The sequence below is a fragment of the Bradyrhizobium sp. 159 genome (assembly GCF_023073795.1).
Taxonomy (GTDB): domain Bacteria; phylum Pseudomonadota; class Alphaproteobacteria; order Rhizobiales; family Xanthobacteraceae; genus Bradyrhizobium.
Map to the genome: position 1 here is coordinate 46,034 of NZ_JADPKE010000029.1, position 17,457 is coordinate 63,490.

At 57.8% G+C, this 17,457-nt stretch carries 15 protein-coding genes and 3 pseudogenes; 11 read left to right on the forward strand and 7 right to left on the reverse strand.

What is annotated here, in order from left to right:
• Positions 1-44 precede the first annotated feature (44 nt).
• The 3 genes from IVA96_RS05400 (at position 45) to IVA96_RS05410 (ending at position 2,932) form a co-directional block, all read left to right on the forward strand.
• On the forward strand, positions 45-686 hold the full coding sequence (locus IVA96_RS05400; protein WP_247415869.1) for a hypothetical protein: 642 nt from the start codon (positions 45-47) through the stop codon (positions 684-686).
• Between the two features lie 273 nt (positions 687-959).
• Positions 960-2,231 carry a hypothetical protein gene (locus IVA96_RS05405; RefSeq protein ID WP_247415871.1) on the forward strand — a complete coding sequence of 424 codons (1,272 nt, stop codon included), beginning with the start codon at positions 960-962 and terminating at the stop codon, positions 2,229-2,231.
• A gap of 62 nt (positions 2,232-2,293) precedes the next feature.
• Positions 2,294-2,932: a hypothetical protein gene (locus IVA96_RS05410; RefSeq protein ID WP_247415873.1), complete on the forward strand. Its 639-nt coding sequence runs from the start codon at positions 2,294-2,296 to the stop codon at positions 2,930-2,932.
• A 1,057-nt stretch (positions 2,933-3,989) separates the two neighbouring features.
• Here the strand turns inward: IVA96_RS05410 and IVA96_RS05415 are convergent.
• On the reverse strand, positions 3,990-5,420 hold the full coding sequence (locus IVA96_RS05415) for an undecaprenyl-phosphate glucose phosphotransferase (protein ID WP_247415875.1): 1,431 nt from the start codon (positions 5,418-5,420) through the stop codon (positions 3,990-3,992).
• A 599-nt stretch (positions 5,421-6,019) separates the two neighbouring features.
• Between IVA96_RS05415 and IVA96_RS05420 the strand changes: the two genes are divergently transcribed.
• Positions 6,020-6,757 (forward strand): metallophosphoesterase, encoded by a 738-nt coding sequence (locus IVA96_RS05420; protein WP_247415877.1) that lies wholly within the window; start codon positions 6,020-6,022, stop codon positions 6,755-6,757.
• 90 nt (positions 6,758-6,847) lie between these two features.
• Here the strand turns inward: IVA96_RS05420 and IVA96_RS05425 are convergent, their stop codons facing one another.
• On the reverse strand, positions 6,848-7,126 hold the full coding sequence (locus IVA96_RS05425; RefSeq protein ID WP_247415878.1) for a hypothetical protein: 279 nt from the start codon (positions 7,124-7,126) through the stop codon (positions 6,848-6,850).
• A gap of 577 nt (positions 7,127-7,703) precedes the next feature.
• Here IVA96_RS05425 and IVA96_RS05430 point away from each other — a divergent pair.
• On the forward strand, positions 7,704-7,970 hold the full coding sequence (locus IVA96_RS05430; protein WP_247415880.1) for a hypothetical protein: 267 nt from the start codon (positions 7,704-7,706) through the stop codon (positions 7,968-7,970).
• 632 nt (positions 7,971-8,602) lie between these two features.
• Here IVA96_RS05430 and IVA96_RS05435 read toward each other — a convergent pair.
• Positions 8,603-8,941 (reverse strand): hypothetical protein, encoded by a 339-nt coding sequence (locus IVA96_RS05435; protein WP_247415883.1) that lies wholly within the window; start codon positions 8,939-8,941, stop codon positions 8,603-8,605.
• Between the two features lie 77 nt (positions 8,942-9,018).
• Complete coding sequence (locus tag IVA96_RS05440) at positions 9,019-9,258, reverse strand: hypothetical protein (RefSeq protein WP_247415885.1); 240 nt, start codon at positions 9,256-9,258, stop codon at positions 9,019-9,021.
• Positions 9,259-9,434: 176 nt separating this feature from the next.
• On the opposite strand from IVA96_RS05440, the pseudogene IVA96_RS35690 reads away from it, so the two are divergent.
• Positions 9,435-9,566 (forward strand): annotated as a pseudogene (locus IVA96_RS35690) (hypothetical protein); the annotation flags it as partial.
• A gap of 187 nt (positions 9,567-9,753) precedes the next feature.
• Here the strand turns inward: IVA96_RS35690 and IVA96_RS05450 are convergent.
• Positions 9,754-10,014, reverse strand: a pseudogene (locus tag IVA96_RS05450) (transposase); the annotation flags it as partial.
• Positions 10,015-10,049: 35 nt separating this feature from the next.
• Here IVA96_RS05450 and IVA96_RS05455 point away from each other — a divergent pair.
• From IVA96_RS05455 to gmd, 4 genes and pseudogenes are all read left to right on the forward strand, one after another.
• A pseudogene (locus IVA96_RS05455) lies at positions 10,050-10,459 on the forward strand (ERF family protein); the annotation flags it as partial.
• Between the two features lie 434 nt (positions 10,460-10,893).
• A complete protein-coding gene (locus tag IVA96_RS05460) occupies positions 10,894-11,286 on the forward strand; it encodes a transglutaminase-like cysteine peptidase (protein ID WP_253075124.1) in 393 nt (130 codons plus the stop codon).
• Entirely contained in the window at positions 11,195-11,425 is a 231-nt protein-coding gene (locus tag IVA96_RS35450) for a transglutaminase-like cysteine peptidase (RefSeq protein WP_253075125.1), read from the forward strand. Before IVA96_RS05460 ends, IVA96_RS35450 begins: the two co-directional genes overlap by 92 nt.
• Positions 11,426-11,618: 193 nt before the next feature.
• Complete coding sequence (gmd, locus tag IVA96_RS05465) at positions 11,619-12,710, forward strand: GDP-mannose 4,6-dehydratase (protein WP_247415888.1); 1,092 nt, start codon at positions 11,619-11,621, stop codon at positions 12,708-12,710.
• On the opposite strand, the gene IVA96_RS05470 is transcribed toward gmd, so the two are convergent.
• On the reverse strand, positions 12,670-13,686 hold the full coding sequence (locus IVA96_RS05470) for a methyltransferase domain-containing protein (RefSeq protein ID WP_247415889.1): 1,017 nt from the start codon (positions 13,684-13,686) through the stop codon (positions 12,670-12,672). The two genes, gmd and IVA96_RS05470, sit on opposite strands and share 41 nt — an antisense overlap.
• A 319-nt stretch (positions 13,687-14,005) precedes the next feature.
• Between IVA96_RS05470 and IVA96_RS05475 the strand changes: the two genes are divergently transcribed.
• On the forward strand, positions 14,006-16,009 hold the full coding sequence (locus IVA96_RS05475; RefSeq protein WP_247415892.1) for an acyltransferase family protein: 2,004 nt from the start codon (positions 14,006-14,008) through the stop codon (positions 16,007-16,009).
• A 121-nt stretch (positions 16,010-16,130) separates the two neighbouring features.
• Here IVA96_RS05475 and IVA96_RS05480 read toward each other — a convergent pair whose 3' ends face one another.
• Positions 16,131-17,438 carry a WcaI family glycosyltransferase gene (locus tag IVA96_RS05480; protein WP_247415895.1) on the reverse strand — a complete coding sequence of 436 codons (1,308 nt, stop codon included), beginning with the start codon at positions 17,436-17,438 and terminating at the stop codon, positions 16,131-16,133.
• Positions 17,439-17,457 lie beyond the last annotated feature (19 nt).

The following is a 17,457-nucleotide window of genomic DNA, read 5'->3' on the forward strand; positions in this document are numbered from 1 at the left end:
TGGGCAGCGCTTGCCCGATTTTTGACAGGGCCGTTGGATACAACATGAATGATTTGGCGCTAGCGAATGTTAGGTCGGCGCTTCTGATGGTGCGCTCAGTTCTGCTCTGTGCTGGTCTTCTGATGACGACAGCTCCCGGCCGAGCCGAGCCGGTGCGTCCGGGCATTCTGAATTGCGGGTCTGGGGTCAGCGCCGAGCAGCGTCGACGTTGCGACGAAGAAGCGTTCAAGCAGATCGAGTCCGGCAGCCAATCGACACAGCTTGAGGGCGGATGGCGACTGGTGAAGAGCAAAAATCCAGACGGCGGCGCCGATGCCATTTCAGTGATGCATGTCGTCGATACTGCCAAGTCGGATACAGGCCTTGCTGGCCTGAGCCTGCAATGCGGGAAAGGTGGTATCGAAATCGTACTCATTGTACTAGAGCCACTGTCCCGCTCGGCGCGACCGAACGTGGCCCTCATAGCAGGAGAGAAGCGCGCAGAGTTCCAGACATCTGTGATCCAGGGCGGCATGGCGCTTCTACTACCCGCCGACGCCTCGAAACTTGCTACCAGCGATTGGCAAACCGCAGACGAGCTTGCGGTTGAAATTGGAACCACACCGAGCGCGATCCGCGGCGCGGTCCCGATGGCTGGACTGGCGACGGCTCTCCGTTACTTGTCGCAGTACTGCTATGCTCGATAGTCTAGCCGGTCACGGAACTGTCATGCAGGGCGAATCCCGCAAATCGACTGCATGTGACCAATTGGCAGGCCGCGTTGTGATGATGCGTCATAGCGGCAACTATCCGGCCATCCGTCGCCGAGACGACGGTGGCATTGCATGCTCGGCTATGCGACGCGTATCAATGTCCCACGTGTGCAATGCTGCACTCCATTCGCGCTTCCACGTCTCACGGTTCTCCGATTGCTCACCGCTTCCTGGCTTTTAATCACATTGCTGGCCGCGACTCCGATCTTGGCCATCACAAGCGGCTCCTTCGCACAGCATGTGATTTCACTTGCTACTGCGTTGATGATGACCATGGTAATAAGAGGTCCGGAGGCGCAAATCGCGTCTGCTGCGCAGTTGCTGAAGCAATTTATCCTTATATTCTTGCTTCCGATCGTCTGGATGACATTGCAGATCTTTCCAATCTCCACTTCTTCGCTTGCGAACCCGATCTGGTCAGCGACTTCGATCGCATTGAATCAACCATCGCTGCCAGGCCGCATCAGCGTTGATCCCGGCGCAACGTTGCAAAGCCTCTTTCAATATCTGGTCGATGTGTCGCTCCTGGTGTCGACCGTCATCATCGCCAGGGATCGGCGTACGGCCGAAACAATCTTGTTCGTATTGTGCGCAGTGACGACCCTCATGTCAGTCGAGTTCCTACTCAGCCGGCTCGATTCATTCGCCGGAATCATTCCCCAGACAGGTGCGGCTACGAGCCTGTTTCCAGCAGCAGCCGCTCTTGCGATACTGGCAAATGGCGCACTCGTCGCCAGGGCACTCGAACGCCACCTGCACCAGCAGAACATCCACAATCTGGCCTCGCCCCAGCTGTGGGTGGGCGTTTTTTCCGGTCTGTTGGGAATTGCCGTGGCGTTCGCCGCACTTGCGGCCCTCGGACAACACAAATTGGTGGCGGTTACTGGCTGCGGATTGATGGTCCTCGTGTTCATAGCCACTGTCCGGCGCTTGGGATTCCGGTTTTGGCCTTCGGCGCTTTTGTTCTTGGTCCTTGCAGCAATCGCCAGCGCGATGGCCCTGCCGCACTCTTTATCCGGAGGCTTGGGCCTCCTTGGATTCGTCAGCCTCCGCCCTGAAGTAGTTGCCCCGGCAAAGCACCTGCTCTCTGATGCACCGACGTGGGGGAATGGCCTCGGGACCTTTGAGCTGACTTCGATAGCCTATCAGGAGTTCGGCGGGGCGCTGGCGGACCCTCCTTCCACCGCAGTCTTGATGGCCATCGAGGCGGGAAGATTGGCGAGTGCCATCCTGGCAGCCTTCGCCGGCCAGTTCTTCCTCGTTAGCTTTCGCGGCGCCGTTCAGCGAGGACGCGATTCCTTTTTCGCGGCCGCCGCGGCCGCCGGCGTTGTCGTTGTACTCTGCGAGAGCCTTCTTGATTCGAGCCTCTCAAACCCCACGCTTCAAGCGATCGTAGCGGTGATGGTCGGAGTTGGACTTGCACAATCCGCGGGGCGGACCAGCGGCACTAGCCGCTCGGCGGCATACCGCGCGCCTTAAGATTGGCCTTATATTGAACTAGTCCATCGAAGATGAGTTCATCGAGATTTCGCATTCTTCTGATGGCATTGGCCTTGACGGTCGGACCCTATGCGATTGTGTCGGCCATAACGGAGGTGACGGCGCCGAGGCGGACGGCATTTCCCACGGATGCAGCCAAGATTGGGGCGCGCTGGACTGGAGAGGTGCCCTCATTGTTGGCAACGCTCTCGCCGTTTGGATCGGAGCTGGAGAGCAATCATGCCTTGAGCGCCGCGCTGCAGACAATCGAGTCCGGTCAACAGAGGCCCACGATCCTGCGATCAATAGCGCATACCGACCCTCTCGGCCGGGTCCGGCGGACGCTGTCGATGTCTCCTTACAATCCTGAACTATGGCTGGCGCTAGCTCAGCTTCAGGTCCAGCGCGACCCGCACGATCCGGTCGTGGTCGAGGCCCTGAAGATGGCGTATTTCGTCGCACCGAACGACGCGCGATTGATGCCGGTGCGGATCGACATGGCGGCCCGCTTCGACGCACTCGCCCTTCCCGATGTCAAGGACCTCGTACGCAATGACGTTCGGCTCATCCTGATTCGCCGACCTGGGTCGAGATCGGCACTTGTATCCGCTTATCGGAGGGCATCAAAACTGGGCAAGGCTTTCCTGGAAGATGCCGTTGAATCGATCGACCCGTCCTTCCTGGCGACACTGCGCGGTTGAATTCGGACAGCACTCCTGATGAAGCGCGGGGACTCTCGGCACCAAAGCACGAGGCGTGAACTTGTTCATCTCGGTCACAGTTCATCCAATTTGAGACGAAGATCTAGTCGAAGGTGCGATTTCCAGTGCTGGTACGGCGCTTGGTCCGAAGAGTGCTTCCCGGAGCAAACATCCACTCGTGGCGTTTGGTGGACGCGCTTAGATGTCATACGAACCGAATTGAGCCAGGCCTTCTCAAGCTCACCACGTCGATCCGGGTGATGCCGAAATTGACTTCACAGGTTCCAGATCTTCGATCGTTCAGGCAAACCGGCGTGCTTGGCGCGCCGCTGCGCGTTTTCTGTTCACAATCAATTCTCTTGCGCCGCGCGGGGCGGTTGCCGCCGGCGGCGAACTCACCTAGCGCTCGCGCGATCCATAGGTCCAGCCGACCGTAGTCGTACGGAGTCCACAAACAACGTTCATTGTCGTAGCCGATTTTGCACGGATTGATGAAGGCGGGCGTGAGGTGATCGAGATAGAGTATCTCGGGAACTCATCGGCTGGAAGGAGCCGGCCGGCGCTCCAAACGCGTTGCGCGTCCTTTCCTTCTGAGGTTCCGAGGGTTAATTGACCCATACTTGGTCTTGCATTTCGGTGGGACTCGATGACGGTACTTGCGATATTGAGCATCTGGCTGCTGCTCAACGTTTTATTCGTGCTCATCGTGGTCCCTCCCCGCGGGTCGCGATCGCGGCTCAAGAGGTCGGGAACAATCCTTGCGCCGGTCCCGATTGAAAAGCATCAAGACCAGCCCGATCCCAATGAACAATTCTCCCTTCGTTACGCCCTCGGATCATTCGCAATGGGAGCCTTTTTCGTCCTAGTCCCCCGGCTGATCGCAGTGCGGGAGGTCATCGTGCGGCTGTGGAACAGGATGCGCAGGCATAAGACCTGAAACGTGGTGATTGGCGCGACGCCTAATTCAAAGGCTCCAAAAGGAGCTCTCGCCTCAATCCGCATCTAGCTCAGCGCCTATGAGTCCGTGCCGTCGGCCGCCAAGGCCGCCTGCGCTGACCTAGTACGCCTCCTGGGAAATGACGGTAGCCGCCGTTCGCGCCATGATTTTCAGGTCGAGCCAAATACTCCAATTCCTTACATACCAAACATCATATTCTACCCGCTTTTCCATGAGGTCGATGGTCGGCGTCTCGCCTCGGAAGCCGTTAACCTGAGCCCAGCCCGTGAGGCCTGGCTTCATGTGGTGGCGGTATACGTAATTGCTGATGATCTCGTCATAGTAGTTGTCGTGGGCGAGCGCATGTGGGCGTGGTCCGACCAACGACATGTCGCCGCGCAGCACGTTCCAGAGCTGGGGCAACTCGTCGATGCTGGTCATGCGGAGGAAGCGCCCAATCCTCGTGACGCGCGCGTCCCTTTTGGTTGCCTGAGTAATCGAGTGACCATTCTCGCACACGTACATGCTGCGAAATTTCCAGATATCAAACGGCTTGCCATTGAAGCCGCGGCGCGTTTGTCGAAAGATCACGCTCCCAGGCGAATCCAGCTTGATCAGAATGGAGACGGTGATCAGCACAGGCGCTAGGGCCACTAGCGAAAACAAGGCCAGACCGATGTCGAGGCAGCGCTTCTGGAGACGTTCAAACACGCTGAGTGGTGGTCGCTGAATCTCGATTGCCACCGTGCCGCTGACCGGCAAAAACGGGCGCGACACCAGATCAGCGATGGAATTATCCGGCAAGAGACGGATCGGCTGTGGTACAGCGCGCAAGTGCAGTTCGAGTTGCTGCAACAACGGCAGTTCGTTCCAGTCAACCGCCAGCAGGTACTCCTCGACATCTGCTGCACGGGATTGGAGAATGACATCGCGGATTTGCCTCTCCCAGCCGGTCCCATTGTTGTTAGCGGGAAGCACGAAATGGCGAACCACGTCGAATCCGTTCTTGCGCAGGTCCTTGAAACGGCTCGAGGTGAAATCAAGCGGCTTCAGGCTGAGCAGGGCAACCTTGCGATCGACCAATCGGCCCTTGGCAAAGCTCGTGCCGAGCGCCCACTGCCACACAAAGCGCAGGCTGAGCAACCCAACGCCGCCAACTCCGGTGAAGATGAGGAACGTGCCGCGGGACAGATTGTCCGACGATTTCAATAGAAACGCCGCGACCGCAAGGATTGTTAGTGACACCAGCCAGATGATCACCGCTTTGCGCAATTGCCAGACCAGACTTAGCAAACGGTGCGTTGCGTACACACCCTGAAAATAGGCGATTGCAACGAACAATGCGCTCACGATCAGTCCGGCGCCGAGGGGCGCTCCGTCTCTGGATGACGGCGTGGCGAGGCTGTAAAGCTCCGACGCCACTGCGTAGCAGAGCAAGATCAGCAAAAGGTCGGCCGCGATGACGAGGAGCTGAAAAGGCCTTTGAAGAGCCGTGCCCCGTGCGGAGGAGACCGCATAGGTGCTATCCGAACCATAAGTTGCAACAACCATTCGATCCTCTACTTGTGGAGAGTGCCTGGCGGTCATTGTGATGCTGAAGATTTCCCGCTTCCCAGACGAAGGGTGTTAAGTGATCGCAGCGATATTGTGGCGCCGCACGCAAAACTTTTGCGATGCACGGATAATGCGTGACGTAGACATGCGCATCGACAATTCGTGGCTCTCGTCACAGTGCTGACACATCGGCGACGCGCTGCCCTATTTTGAATCAAGTTCCACATCCAACAGATGCTTCAGCGATCGCGCGAGCGCGTCTTCGCTCATCTTTGAGGGAGCCCAATCCCGTTGCGGGACCGCGACGAGTCATTTGCGGGAACTTCGATTGGTTTCTATCTGTGGATGCATCGCTAGATTTGCAACGAGGGATGCATCTTTGCCGCGCTCTGCACTTCAGCAATGCAATTCGCACGGGCCACTTTTGGGCGCGGCGCGCGCAAACGGGGTATGTAACAATTTCCGCCCTTCTTTTGGCGTGATCACGCCAGAGAACGATGACGCTACTCCATCGACCGTGCGTTGTGCGCGACTTGGGGAGTTCTCAGGTGCCGGCGACTTGGGGAAATTTCTCGACCACCTGATCGATTAGCGCCATGATATCTTTCGCCAGACCACGTCGGCCAATCCACAAGCCGCACCTGCCGGAGGGAGTTCGCATCTATGCGATCTCGGATATTCACGGCTGTGCGCATCTGCTCCAGCCCATGTTGCGGGTAATCGACGCCGACGTGGCTCGCAGTCGCCCGCGCTATGCGATCGAGGTTTTCATGGGCGATTATATTGATCGCGGTCCGAACACGCGCTCTACACTCGACATCCTGGTCGAGCGTAGTCGCCGAGGAAATGCGGTCTTCCTGAAGGGTAATCACGAGGCCTTTCTGGTGAGGGTGTTCGAAGACCCTTCACTGTTCGAGCATTGGATCGCCGTCGGTGGGACCCAGACATTGATGTCTTACGGGCTCGCCCCGCCGGATCTGAAGCGGGACGAGCCGACATCGATCTTGCGCGATTTGATTCGCGCGATGCCGACTGAACATCTGGAATTTCTGGACGATCTGCGGCTGAGCTTTACGTGCGGGGATTTCTTCTTCGTGCATGCGGGCGTTCGACCAGGCGTGGCGTTATCCGAACAGCAAGAGGACGATCTTTTGTGGATTCGCCATGAGTTCCTGGAGAGCGAGAAGCATTTCGGCAAGTATATCGTGCACGGTCACACGCCGGTGCGGAGCGCCGACGTGCGAAATAATCGCGCCAACATCGACACCGGGGCCTATGCGACCGGCAATCTCACCCTGATGAGCATCCAGGGAAGCCGCATGCTCGCGGTGTGACATGGTGGCAACCGCTTGCCATCTGCCTGCCAAAGCCCTTCCGCGACGAGGGTCGAATGGGCCTCGGCGCTCAGAGGTGAAGCGCCTCGCCTAATTGAGCAAGCAGGGTTTCTGCGGCCGGGCACGCGTCTCGGCCATCCAATCATTCCAGGCTCGCTCATGCTTGACGTAGAGCTCCAGCCAACGTGCGCCGTGCTCGTTCTGCTGCAGAGGATGCTCCTGGTCAGGCAAACCGGCGCGCAATCGCGCATCCGGATTGTCCAGCGTTTCGAACTCGACCGTCTCCGAAATCGTCAGGCCGACGAGAACACGCTCTCCCGCGCCATCCACGATGTATCGGCGCGGAGAGTCCTTCTTGGGTTCACTCATCTCGTCATGCCCCTATTCGTTTCAGTGAGACCCCCGAGTGCCCGCCGGCGAGCCGGACGGTGCCTAAAAGACTCGTCTGGCATGGCCGAATGTTGAGGTGGGAGTCTCAACGGAGCTTGCAGCCCTTCGCTGGACGCGCCAAGCACGCAGCGCGTATCCCAAGATGAGGCCAGCGCCAAAAATGGAAGCGGAGACAAATGTAGAAGCCATGGAGAGTCGTCCCGGATAGTCCGGGGACACATCAAGACCGAGCAGTGTGTCGACATCATGATTCTCGATGACTCCCGGCGCCGAAAGATTGTTCACGCCTCGACCACTTGTGTGCATGCAAGGCGATGCCGTGTCCGATCATCCTCCCCCACCTCTCATTTCGGCCGGCAACGATCACTCTCTATATATATATAGAGATGCTTTTGCGAGCTTGCGGGCCCGAGGCTTTGATCGTCGAGCAGGAGCGCTTCGCGCAGACCCCGCTTCCCGCAACGGGAATTTCGGGCCGATCGGTCGGCCGATGCTCTTGCAACTGTCCGGGAGCCGTCGCATTATTTCGCATCGCATTTAGAAGGGATTCAATCCAATGAACTTCCGCGTGCTTATTCCATCGATTGCCCTGTCTGCTCTTGGCCTCACCTTGACGGCGTCCGTAGCGCCAGCCGCCGAGCTCGCGCTTGATCCGGCGTATCATCGGGCGGCCGCCCTCCAAGGCGGAGTTGTGCTGTGGGATGACGTCTACCCGCCCGCCATCTATGGCCCGCAGCTTCGCCCGGTCGAGGAAGTCGCGGCCATGAAGGCGCAGGCACGACCCGTGTCCCAGCGCTGGTGGGGATATTGGTACGTCCGGTAAATTCGAGAGCGCTTGGCTGAGCGCAGCCTGACTCTATCAACGACCGCCGCCGTTTCGGACAACCCGGCCGGCGGCGGTTTGTTTTAAGCCGCGAGGCCAGCCGATCAGCATGGCCCAACGAGCAATCCAGCCGTAAGAAGACCGGCCAACGCAGCGAGCGCAGCTCGGCGATGTACCTCATCGGCCACGACGTGCTTGAGCGCATCCGTCACCGCAAATTGCGCAGAACGAAGCCAATTTTTCAGCAACGCCCCCCACGTATTTGGAATCCCGCAGAAATTGGCAGGCATACGAGCTCATTCAACAACGTTTCTCCGCTTCGATCGGGCGCGCTCGAGATAGCGATCCAGCGCGGCGAGTCTTTTCAGGCTTTCAAGAACGGGCTCGGAGATGGGTCGCCATCAATTCATCGATGGAGCATGCCAGCTTGAGGCGCTCGTCCTCGATTTGCGCGATTCGAGCCCAGATTTCCTCCACTGAGGTCGAAGAGTTCTGATCCCAGGTCTTGTTTTGCCCCGGCGCTTTTGCCGCAAACCCGTGGCGAAGCGCATTCATCCGAGAACGAGCCTTGCCCTGTTGCGTGCGCGGCCCGGTGCTCCGGGCCGCGTTGCGTCGATTTTGCTGCGATTTGCTTACGCGTCGCCATTCTGAGCCGCCTTCTTGGATTTCTCCAGCAAGCGCTCCTGCCTCCTCAGTTCCTTTTCCTCCCGCATCTCATTATAGAGGTTACGCGACGCTGCCATGCTGAGCGGCATACGCTGCTGGGGATGGCGGACAGAAAAGGCGCGCTCAAGCTCCTTAAAGGCCTGATCGCGTTCCTTGATCGCTGATTTGCGCATAGCCTCGATCTTCTGCAACGAAGGAAGGGCACGCTGAAACGCCTCAGTGTCGACAGCATCGCCGCCAAAGCCGCCGCGCGCCAGTCTTGAGCTGAACTCCTTGCGATGATCAGCATCGGCGAAGTAGTCCATCGCGACTTCCCCCGCGAAGCGATCGTAATCGTCCTTTTTCTTCTTGGAGGACGGCACAACGGCGTGCAGCTTCTTATCTAACGCTTCACCGCCTCGCGACGGTTGTTGTTCACAACCCCGGCGGTCAGGCCGTCGAGCCACATGAGGCGGGCGATCGCCATCGCGGCATCGAACACGGCGAGAAACTCCAAGTCAGACTTCGGACGGTGTGGCTTCATCCTCTCGGCGACGGAGGTAAAGAGGGCATGGAAGAGATCCGCCGTCATGCCAGGCGGCAAGGGCGGATTGTCCAGCTTTTTCTTGATGAAGTCGGGCATGTGGTTGCGGGTCTCTTCGTCCTCCTGAAGAGACTCGTAAAGATCCTAATGCTTTCCTCTTCTTCTTCCTCCTCGGCTTCGTCCTCCTCTTCGCCTTCCCCCCTCCTCCTCCTGCAACTCCCGACGGGACAGCCTCGGGTGACCTCGCACGTGTCGGGACAGATGCGTTCACCGGCGTGACTGCCGTCCGTGGTTCGTCGTTTGCCGACGTCATCCTCGGAGATGCCAATGCCAATACGCTCGACGGCAGGGATGGCAACGACCGGATCGATGGCCGTGGCGGTGCCGATATCCTGACTGGCGGGAACGGCTCCGACATTTTCGTCTATGCCGATGGCGGCGGAGCAGACACCATCACGGACTTTGACCGCACCCAAGGCGACACGATTGATCTGACAGGTTTGTCCGGCATTTTCACGCTCGCAGACGTTCAATCGAAATCGACGGTGAGTGCGCCTCCGGAACTAGAGATTCGACAATCTCCTGCCATCTGCCTGTGTCGCGCCAAGCGTAATAGCCCTGCACTGTCGAGTATGGCGGGAACCCCTTCGGCAAGGCTCGCCATTGGCAGCCACTCCACAGGACATAGAAGATCGCCTGGACGATCTCGCGCAAATCGACCTCCCGCGGCCGACCCAATCGCCGTCGCGGCGGCATCTTCCGCGCGATCAGCGCCCATTCGGCATCGGTCAGATCGCTTGCGTAACGCAGTCCATCGCGCTGATACTGGATGCGAGCGGTTTTGGTCCACGGCATGGTGTCCTCCCTCGAATCTTTGCAAATCCGAAGGAATCACAAGCCGGCCAAAACCGCTCACCCTTTTTCGGTCAGGCTCTGAGAATACACTAACGGCTACAATCCAGTCGACCTTCCCGAGAGAGGGAAGCCGAACCTTCCGCTACGCCTCGCTTGCAAGCGGGCTTGACGTGGTGCGGAAGACGCTGAGCCAGCAAGAAATTGCAACAATTCAGACGACGCGAACCGAGCAGGCGACCGGCCATATCTACCTCACCACGCCTCTTGCCCAGTCGTCGGGGGAGTGGATTCCGTCGGACCTCCGGTGTGTGCCGGCAAAGACCTGGAGGCTCCCCATCGAATGGGAGCGGCACTCACATACGCGCGCAGGTATGCGCTCTTTGCACCAGTTGGCATTGCCGGTGAGGATGATCTCGATGCTCCTGATAGCTCGGCCGCGCCGCCCCCGTTCACAGAAGCTCGGCCCCACAATGATGCTCTAGAATTTCTTGTGAGTACTGATGACGATTGAAATTAAAATCTCACCCTCGAACACTGGGCGTCTTGCTCGTATTGAGGTCAGCCCAGGCGGCGCCGAGTTCCTCAAGCAGGTGTTGCTGACGAGGTTCTGCATGGATAGCGCTAGTATGTAGGAAGGGCACGAAGCAGGAACAGGCTGCGTGACACAGGAGGGCAAAGCTCGTGAGAGACGACGTAGCGGATTATGCCTGGTCGCCGTCAGCCGGTCGAGATCGACTCGGCGCATTGCGCCACGATTGTGCACCGATTGCCTCACAATTGTCATAGCGCTTCCATTGCGCCGCAATATAATTCGACTAGCAATCAAGAATGTCAGGCCAACTTTCGATGATCAGACATGCGATCCGCATGCTGGCCATAATGTATTGCGTTTGCAGCCAGCCTGCCTATTCAAACTACGAATCCCAAGCGGTGACGCCACCGCTCTCATTTTCACAATTCTGCATTCAATATCCCGAGGACTGCCAGCACCACGAGGATCGCAGGATCAGAGATTTCCGCTCCTCAATTCAGCGCTGGCGAGAACTCGCCCAGATCAATTCAACGGTGAATTCCGGCATAGCGCCGAAAGATCCGCCCGCAAGCCGGCGTGACGCGGAGTGGCAGATATTCCCTTACGAAGGCAATTGCGCGTTATGCGGTCACCAAGCGCCATCTACTGCTGCGATCCGGCTGGCCCAGCTCATCAGTCCTTCTCGCCGAGGTCATCATCCGATCAACCGGAGAGCACCACCTCGTGCTGCTTGTGCGTGAGGGAAGAGCGGTCCTTGTACTCGATGATCTGAGCCCGGTCGTGACGCCGCTAGTCGATGCGCTGGATCGGTACGTTATCGTGCGCGCGGACTCTGGTACAGATCCACAACGGTGGACACGAGACGTCACCGCCTTCTAGCTAGGCTACTGGCCGACTACCGGGGCCAAGCCTGAAAGCTGTCATCAATCCGATCCACCTTTTCTCTGCGGAGGACTTTTGGCACACCCGCTGCAGCCAAGCTGCCGTTAATCTAAGCTTGATTTTCGTTCGGCTTCACCCTCCCTATCCAAATCAATTTCGTGTAAGCACAAATTTCTATTTTGGGACTGATATGACAAAGAAACGAGCACTTATTACCGGCGTCACCGGCCAGGACGGCGCTTATTTGGCCGAACTTCTTCTACAGAAGGGATACGAGGTCCACGGCATCAAGCGCCGGACCTCCCTCTTCAATACCGACCGAATCGATCACCTTTACCTTGACCCGCATGAGCCGGACCCGCCGTTCCGGTTGCACTATGGCGATCTAACGGATTCATCGAGCCTGATCCGGATCGTTGGCCATGTGCAGCCAGACGAGATCTACAATCTCGCGGCGCAGAGCCACGTTGCCGTTTCGTTCGAGGAACCCGAATATACGGCGAATTCCGACGGCCTCGGTACCCTTCGAATTCTGGAGGCGATGCGGATCGTCGGATTGGAAAAGACGACCCGGTTCTACCAGGCATCGACGTCCGAACTCTACGGCCTCGTTCAGGAAATCCCTCAAAAGGAGACCACTCCTTTTTACCCGCGTTCGCCGTACGCTGTCGCCAAGCTCTACGCTTATTGGATCACGGTCAATTACCGCGAAGCTTACGGGATGTATGCTTGCAACGGCATCCTGTTTAACCACGAATCTCCCGTCCGCGGCGAAACCTTCGTAACCCGAAAGATCACGCGAGCTTTGGCGCGGATCCATTTGGGCCTACAGGAGCGGCTCTATCTTGGTAATCTCGATGCACTGCGCGATTGGGGACACGCGCGCGACTACGTCGAGATGCAGTGGTTGATGCTGCAACAAGAAAAACCGGAAGATTTCGTCATCGCAACCGGCGTTCAACATTCGGTACGAGATTTCGTGAACGTGGCGGCGAGCGAAATCGGCATCAAGATCCGGTGGAAGGGAACCGGTGTCGAGGAAAATGGATACGATGCTGCTACAGGGAAATGCATCGTTTCCGTCGATCCGCGCTACTTCCGTCCCACCGAGGTCGCGACGCTTCTTGGTGATCCGTCAAAGGCCAAACGGAAACTCGGCTGGGAGCCCAAGACGTCGTTCGAAAGCCTGGTTCGAGAAATGATGAAGGAAGATCTCGAATCCGCGAAGCGGGACGAGCTGATCAAGCAGCACGGCTTCCGCTACTTTGCGCGACACGAATAGCCTGTCGGTAGGTCGTCATCGCGATTGATGAGAAGCAAGTAAGTGTTCTCGCGGCGCTTACTGTTGGCAGCTCTTGCCTAAGCGAGGTCATCGGGGAGTCATCCTCTTTAGGCAAGCGAACCGCATCTTCTACCAGCAGTGGGAATGAGGCGTTAGAGACCGGACCGACGTCTCGCTGCTCTTGCCAAGACCCAAGCTTTCCGAGGAGATGTCTTGCCGCTATCGCCGCACTCTTGCCTTCGGTGGCTTCCTGGAGCTTGTACTCAAAGTAGTCGGGCAAGACGCGATCCAGATCGAAGGGGCTGGTTAGAGAGGAAAAACCTTCGGGACAACAATCGCCCCGACAAAAGACGAGAAGGTTCTGTCGATACCAGGGCCGAATTCGGCTGTCGTCATATATCTGCGGTCGGACGCAATCGAAGGCGTTGTAACCATGGCCGCTGAAACGTTCTGCCCAGTAGGATGGCCACTGCTCGTTCAGGTGGTTTCTACCGCCTTGACCCTTGATGGCAGCAGAGAACAGTACGATTGGCGCAGCGTCCACGAGCGCGGAGACGAACTCATTCGCGCTACTCTCGGGCAAATGCTCGGCCACCTCTAACGAACAGGCCAAATCGAATTTGCGACCGAGATCGGTGATGGACCGAAGGTCCATGGATTTGAACCTTTCCGACGGAATCCTGAGCTGATCGCGAGGCACGTAGTCACCGTCAATTCCGAGATAATCGCTCACACCGTTCGTAGCGAATTCGTGCAGCCAGGCACCGACACCGCAGCCGACGTCAACCACCGAATTCACTTTGAAAAGTCGAAGCACCGGTGGGACGATCACCGACGTAGATTCGAAAGACCCGCCTGACTGCTCCTTGAAGAACTGCGGGCGCTGCAATAACGCGGGCTCTGTCGCGGCAATACTTTCGGGTGCTTTCGGAAAAGGCCTTCCAATGAGTGACGGGTTTGCGTTATGCGCCGGCATGGCGCAGCCTTGGTTGTCCGGAGGGTTGGATGCGGGGTGTCGATATGGAGAAGTCTGTCGCTGAGCACCGGTTTGCGAAGCGTGCCTCTGGGGGCGCCTATTTCGATATTTTGTGAACAAGTCTAAGGCTGAAGTCATCGAATGACGGCCACCTCTCGGCTTTGGTCCGAAGCGGATCTGATCTGCTGATTGCCTCTCGACTCCTGGCCGGCCGCGCCCGTTCTCCCGCGCGTATCCGGCGACAGTCGCCCTTGCCTCGCCGCCGCCCTACGAACAACCGAAAACGGCCACACTCCCCGAACGAAATGCGCAGTACTGAATGTCTCCGCGTTTTGATTCAACGTATGCGGCAATAGATATGCAACCCGTATCGCGAGCGGCGGCCCATTTCAGAGCTGATGTCGAGGGGCTTAGGGCGATCGCAGTTCTATCGGTCGTCGCCTTTCACTACGGAGTTCCAGGCTTAACCGGCGGATTTGTCGGCGTAGACGTCTTCTTCGTCATATCCGGTTTCCTGATCACGCAACTTCTGCTTCGGGAGATAGCCGCGACCGGGAAACTCGATTTTCTTGGCTTCTATGGTCGCAGGGCTAAGAGACTCTTGCCTGCCGCCTTCGCAGTCACGCTAGCGACCTTGATCATCGGATACTTCGTGCTGGCGCCCTTTGAACAGAAGGAAATGGCCAAGTCGGCCGCCGCTTCAGCGCTGTATGCCGCCAATGTCTGGCTCCTCCACCAGTCCATGAACTATTTCGCCCCCGAAAGTTCGCTCAATCCCTTCCTTCATACCTGGTCACTTTCAGTCGAGGAACAATTTTACTTAGTCTGGCCCGCGTTTCTCCTCATTGTCGGTCGGTTCAGCCAAAAGATCCTCCTGCTAGCCTTATTGATTGTAGTGTTCGGATCGTTCGCTAGCTGCATCCACCTGACCTACGGCAAGCAAGCTTGGGCGTTCTATCTCGCGCCCCCTCGAGCGTGGGAGTTTGGAGCAGGAGCTCTGATCGCAACAAGACCCTTCGAGCGTTGGGCAAAGCAGCCGGGCTCAAGTTCAATCATCGGATGGTTGTCATTTGCGATTCTCATCCTGTCATTCTTTGCTATCGACGGCTTCATGCCGTTCCCGGGAGTAGTTGCCGTTGTTCCAGTGATAGCTACGGCACTGCTGCTGCTCACAGGGGACAATCCTGCTGGACCGTCCCCTTTGCTCAGGACGCAGCCGTTTCAGTTTTTCGGTGCCCGGTCCTACGCCATCTACCTCTGGCATTGGCCGATTGCAGTTCTCGGTACGGTGCTTGTCGGCAGCACGGCACTCGCTAACTGCCTTTTCTTTGTCATGACGGTCGTTCTCTCCTCGCTCAGCCTCGCCTGGCTCGAATACCCGATCAGAGCTAGTCACTGGCTGGCACAACGATCTGTACGATCAATTGTCATGGGCGGCGCCCTTACGCTAATCGCCACAGTTGCCGGCATCCTCTCGTTCGCGATTGCGCAGTACGTCACGAATGCCGCGCAAGCGAAGATAGTCGCCTCGACTTCGAAATATTCACTTTCGAGCGAGAGTGGTTGTCTGGCCGGGTTCACGACACAAAGTCCCATCCGCTGCGTGTTCGGCCCATCGAGCTATACAAAGACAATTGTGCTGTTGGGAGATTCTCATGCCGATCAATGGACGACCGCGCTTGCGACTGTTGCCGAACAGAGAGGATGGCGGCTTATCACTTACCTAAGGGCTTCCTGTCCTGTCGCCGATATCCCGGTTTCCAAAGTCTACAGTTTGCGACTTCGGCGGCTTTCGCCCCAGTGCGCAAGCTGGCGCGAGCAGGCAATCGCGATGATAAAAACTCAAGATAGCCCGGACGCGATACTGTTGGCGCAGTTTTCGAGCGGAAACGTCAAGGGACCATTCACCAATCTGGGACCTCACGCAGTGAGCATTGAAACGTGGGAGCGTGGATTATTTGGAGTCCTCAAGAAGCTCGAAGCGGCCAAGGCCAAGCTCATTGTGATCCGCGACAATCCCACTCCTTACCACCCGGTCGGCAATTGTCTCGCTCGGGCGGAATGGCGCGGCCTACCATTCAGCACGTGCAGCAGTAGTCTTTCGCTCACTACAAGCAACGAAGTGTTCGAAGCAGAGCAACGTGCCGTCTCGTCCATCAACAACGCGCGCATGATCGACCTAACATCGTCGATTTGCACAGGCTTGGTATGTCCGGCCATGCGCGACGGCGTCGTTGTCTATAGAGACGCAAACCATCTCACAGTCGATTTCACGCTAGTCCTTATGGATCGTCTCGCCGCAGAACTAACAGCTGCCCTCTGAGGAAGACCCAAGCATCGCAGCGAGCGAGACTCGGGTGTAAGCGCGCTCATCGCGGCGCTTTCTCTCGGCTAGTCTCCGTGGACAAAGCTAGCGCGGGCGCAGCTGGTTGAGGCCAGGCACCTCAGGGGACACGAACCGCATTCTCCTTCGGCAGTGCAACGTTGTCGTTGGCGCCTGCCCGGCCGCCGCTCTCTTTCCCAGCTGAGTTGGACTCGCCCGCCATGACTTCCGCCCACCGACGAACGATGGTCCGCCGATCCCATCGATCCAGCGCGCGCTTTCGTCCTTCACCGCCGTAATGCTGGCGAAGCGCGGGCACCTCACTGAGCTGGCATATCGCAAGTTCCAGAGCGGACGAATCTCCGGGCGGGATTACGAGACCGGCGCCGGTCACTTCCGCCGCCAGCCCCGTACCTTCTTCGGCCATCGCTATGACCGGCCGAGCAGACGCGAAGATCGCGCCAAGTTTCGAGGGCAACACCAGATCGGCCGCCTCGGCCTTCTGCGGAATGAGATGAAAATCGGCCGTCGCCATCAGCTCATTGAAGCTCTCGTTGGGCTGAAGCCCAAAGAAATGGATGTTGGAATGTCCCGCGGCCGTCTGCTCAAGCCTCATCTTGTGAGGCCCCTCACCTGCAAGGATGAAATGGATATGCGGATGGCTTTGCTCCAAGCTGACCGCAGCCTCGATTACGAGATCGAGCCCCTGCTTGTTCGACATCGTTCCAGAGTACAGCGCAACAATATCGCCCTCAGCAAGGTTTAACTGCCGGCGGTATTTTGTCATTCGTGATCCGGGGCAGACCGCGCTGGTATCAATCCAGTTTCTGACCTCAAGCGCTTTGTTGGGCGCTAGCCCCTTGATTACCAGGCGCAGCAGCATCGCCTCAGAAATAGTTGAGACGCGATCGAAGGATTTGAGGATTGCAGCTTCCGTTCTCAACATCCACTTGCGCAGTGAATGGCTGCGCAGCAGACCAAGATCGAACGCCGCGTCGACCTCGAAATCCTGAACATGAAGCCATGATTTACCACCGACGCGACGAGCGACGAACGAGACGAAGGCAGCCGACATCAGCGATGGCGCGACAGCGATCATAACGTCGGGACGCCAGGACAGCGCTTCATAGAGGACTGGCGCCGCGCTCGTGAGCGCGAATGAAGCGTGATGGATCAGCCGTTTGGCGCCCGAGGGATGTCCGGGTACATAGATCGGCGTACGTGTCACGCGAACGCCGTCAACATCTCTCGATCTGAAATACGACGATTTGAACTCAGGGGGGATCTTCCAGGCCGGATAATATGGAGGCGCCGTGATCACTCTAACTTCATGACCTTCGGCTAGCAAACTTTCGCAGAGCTCGGCGTTGTATTTCGCCACGCCGATCAGATCGGGGGCATAATTTATGCCGACCAAGAGAACACGCATAAAGCCCGCCCCAATTCAA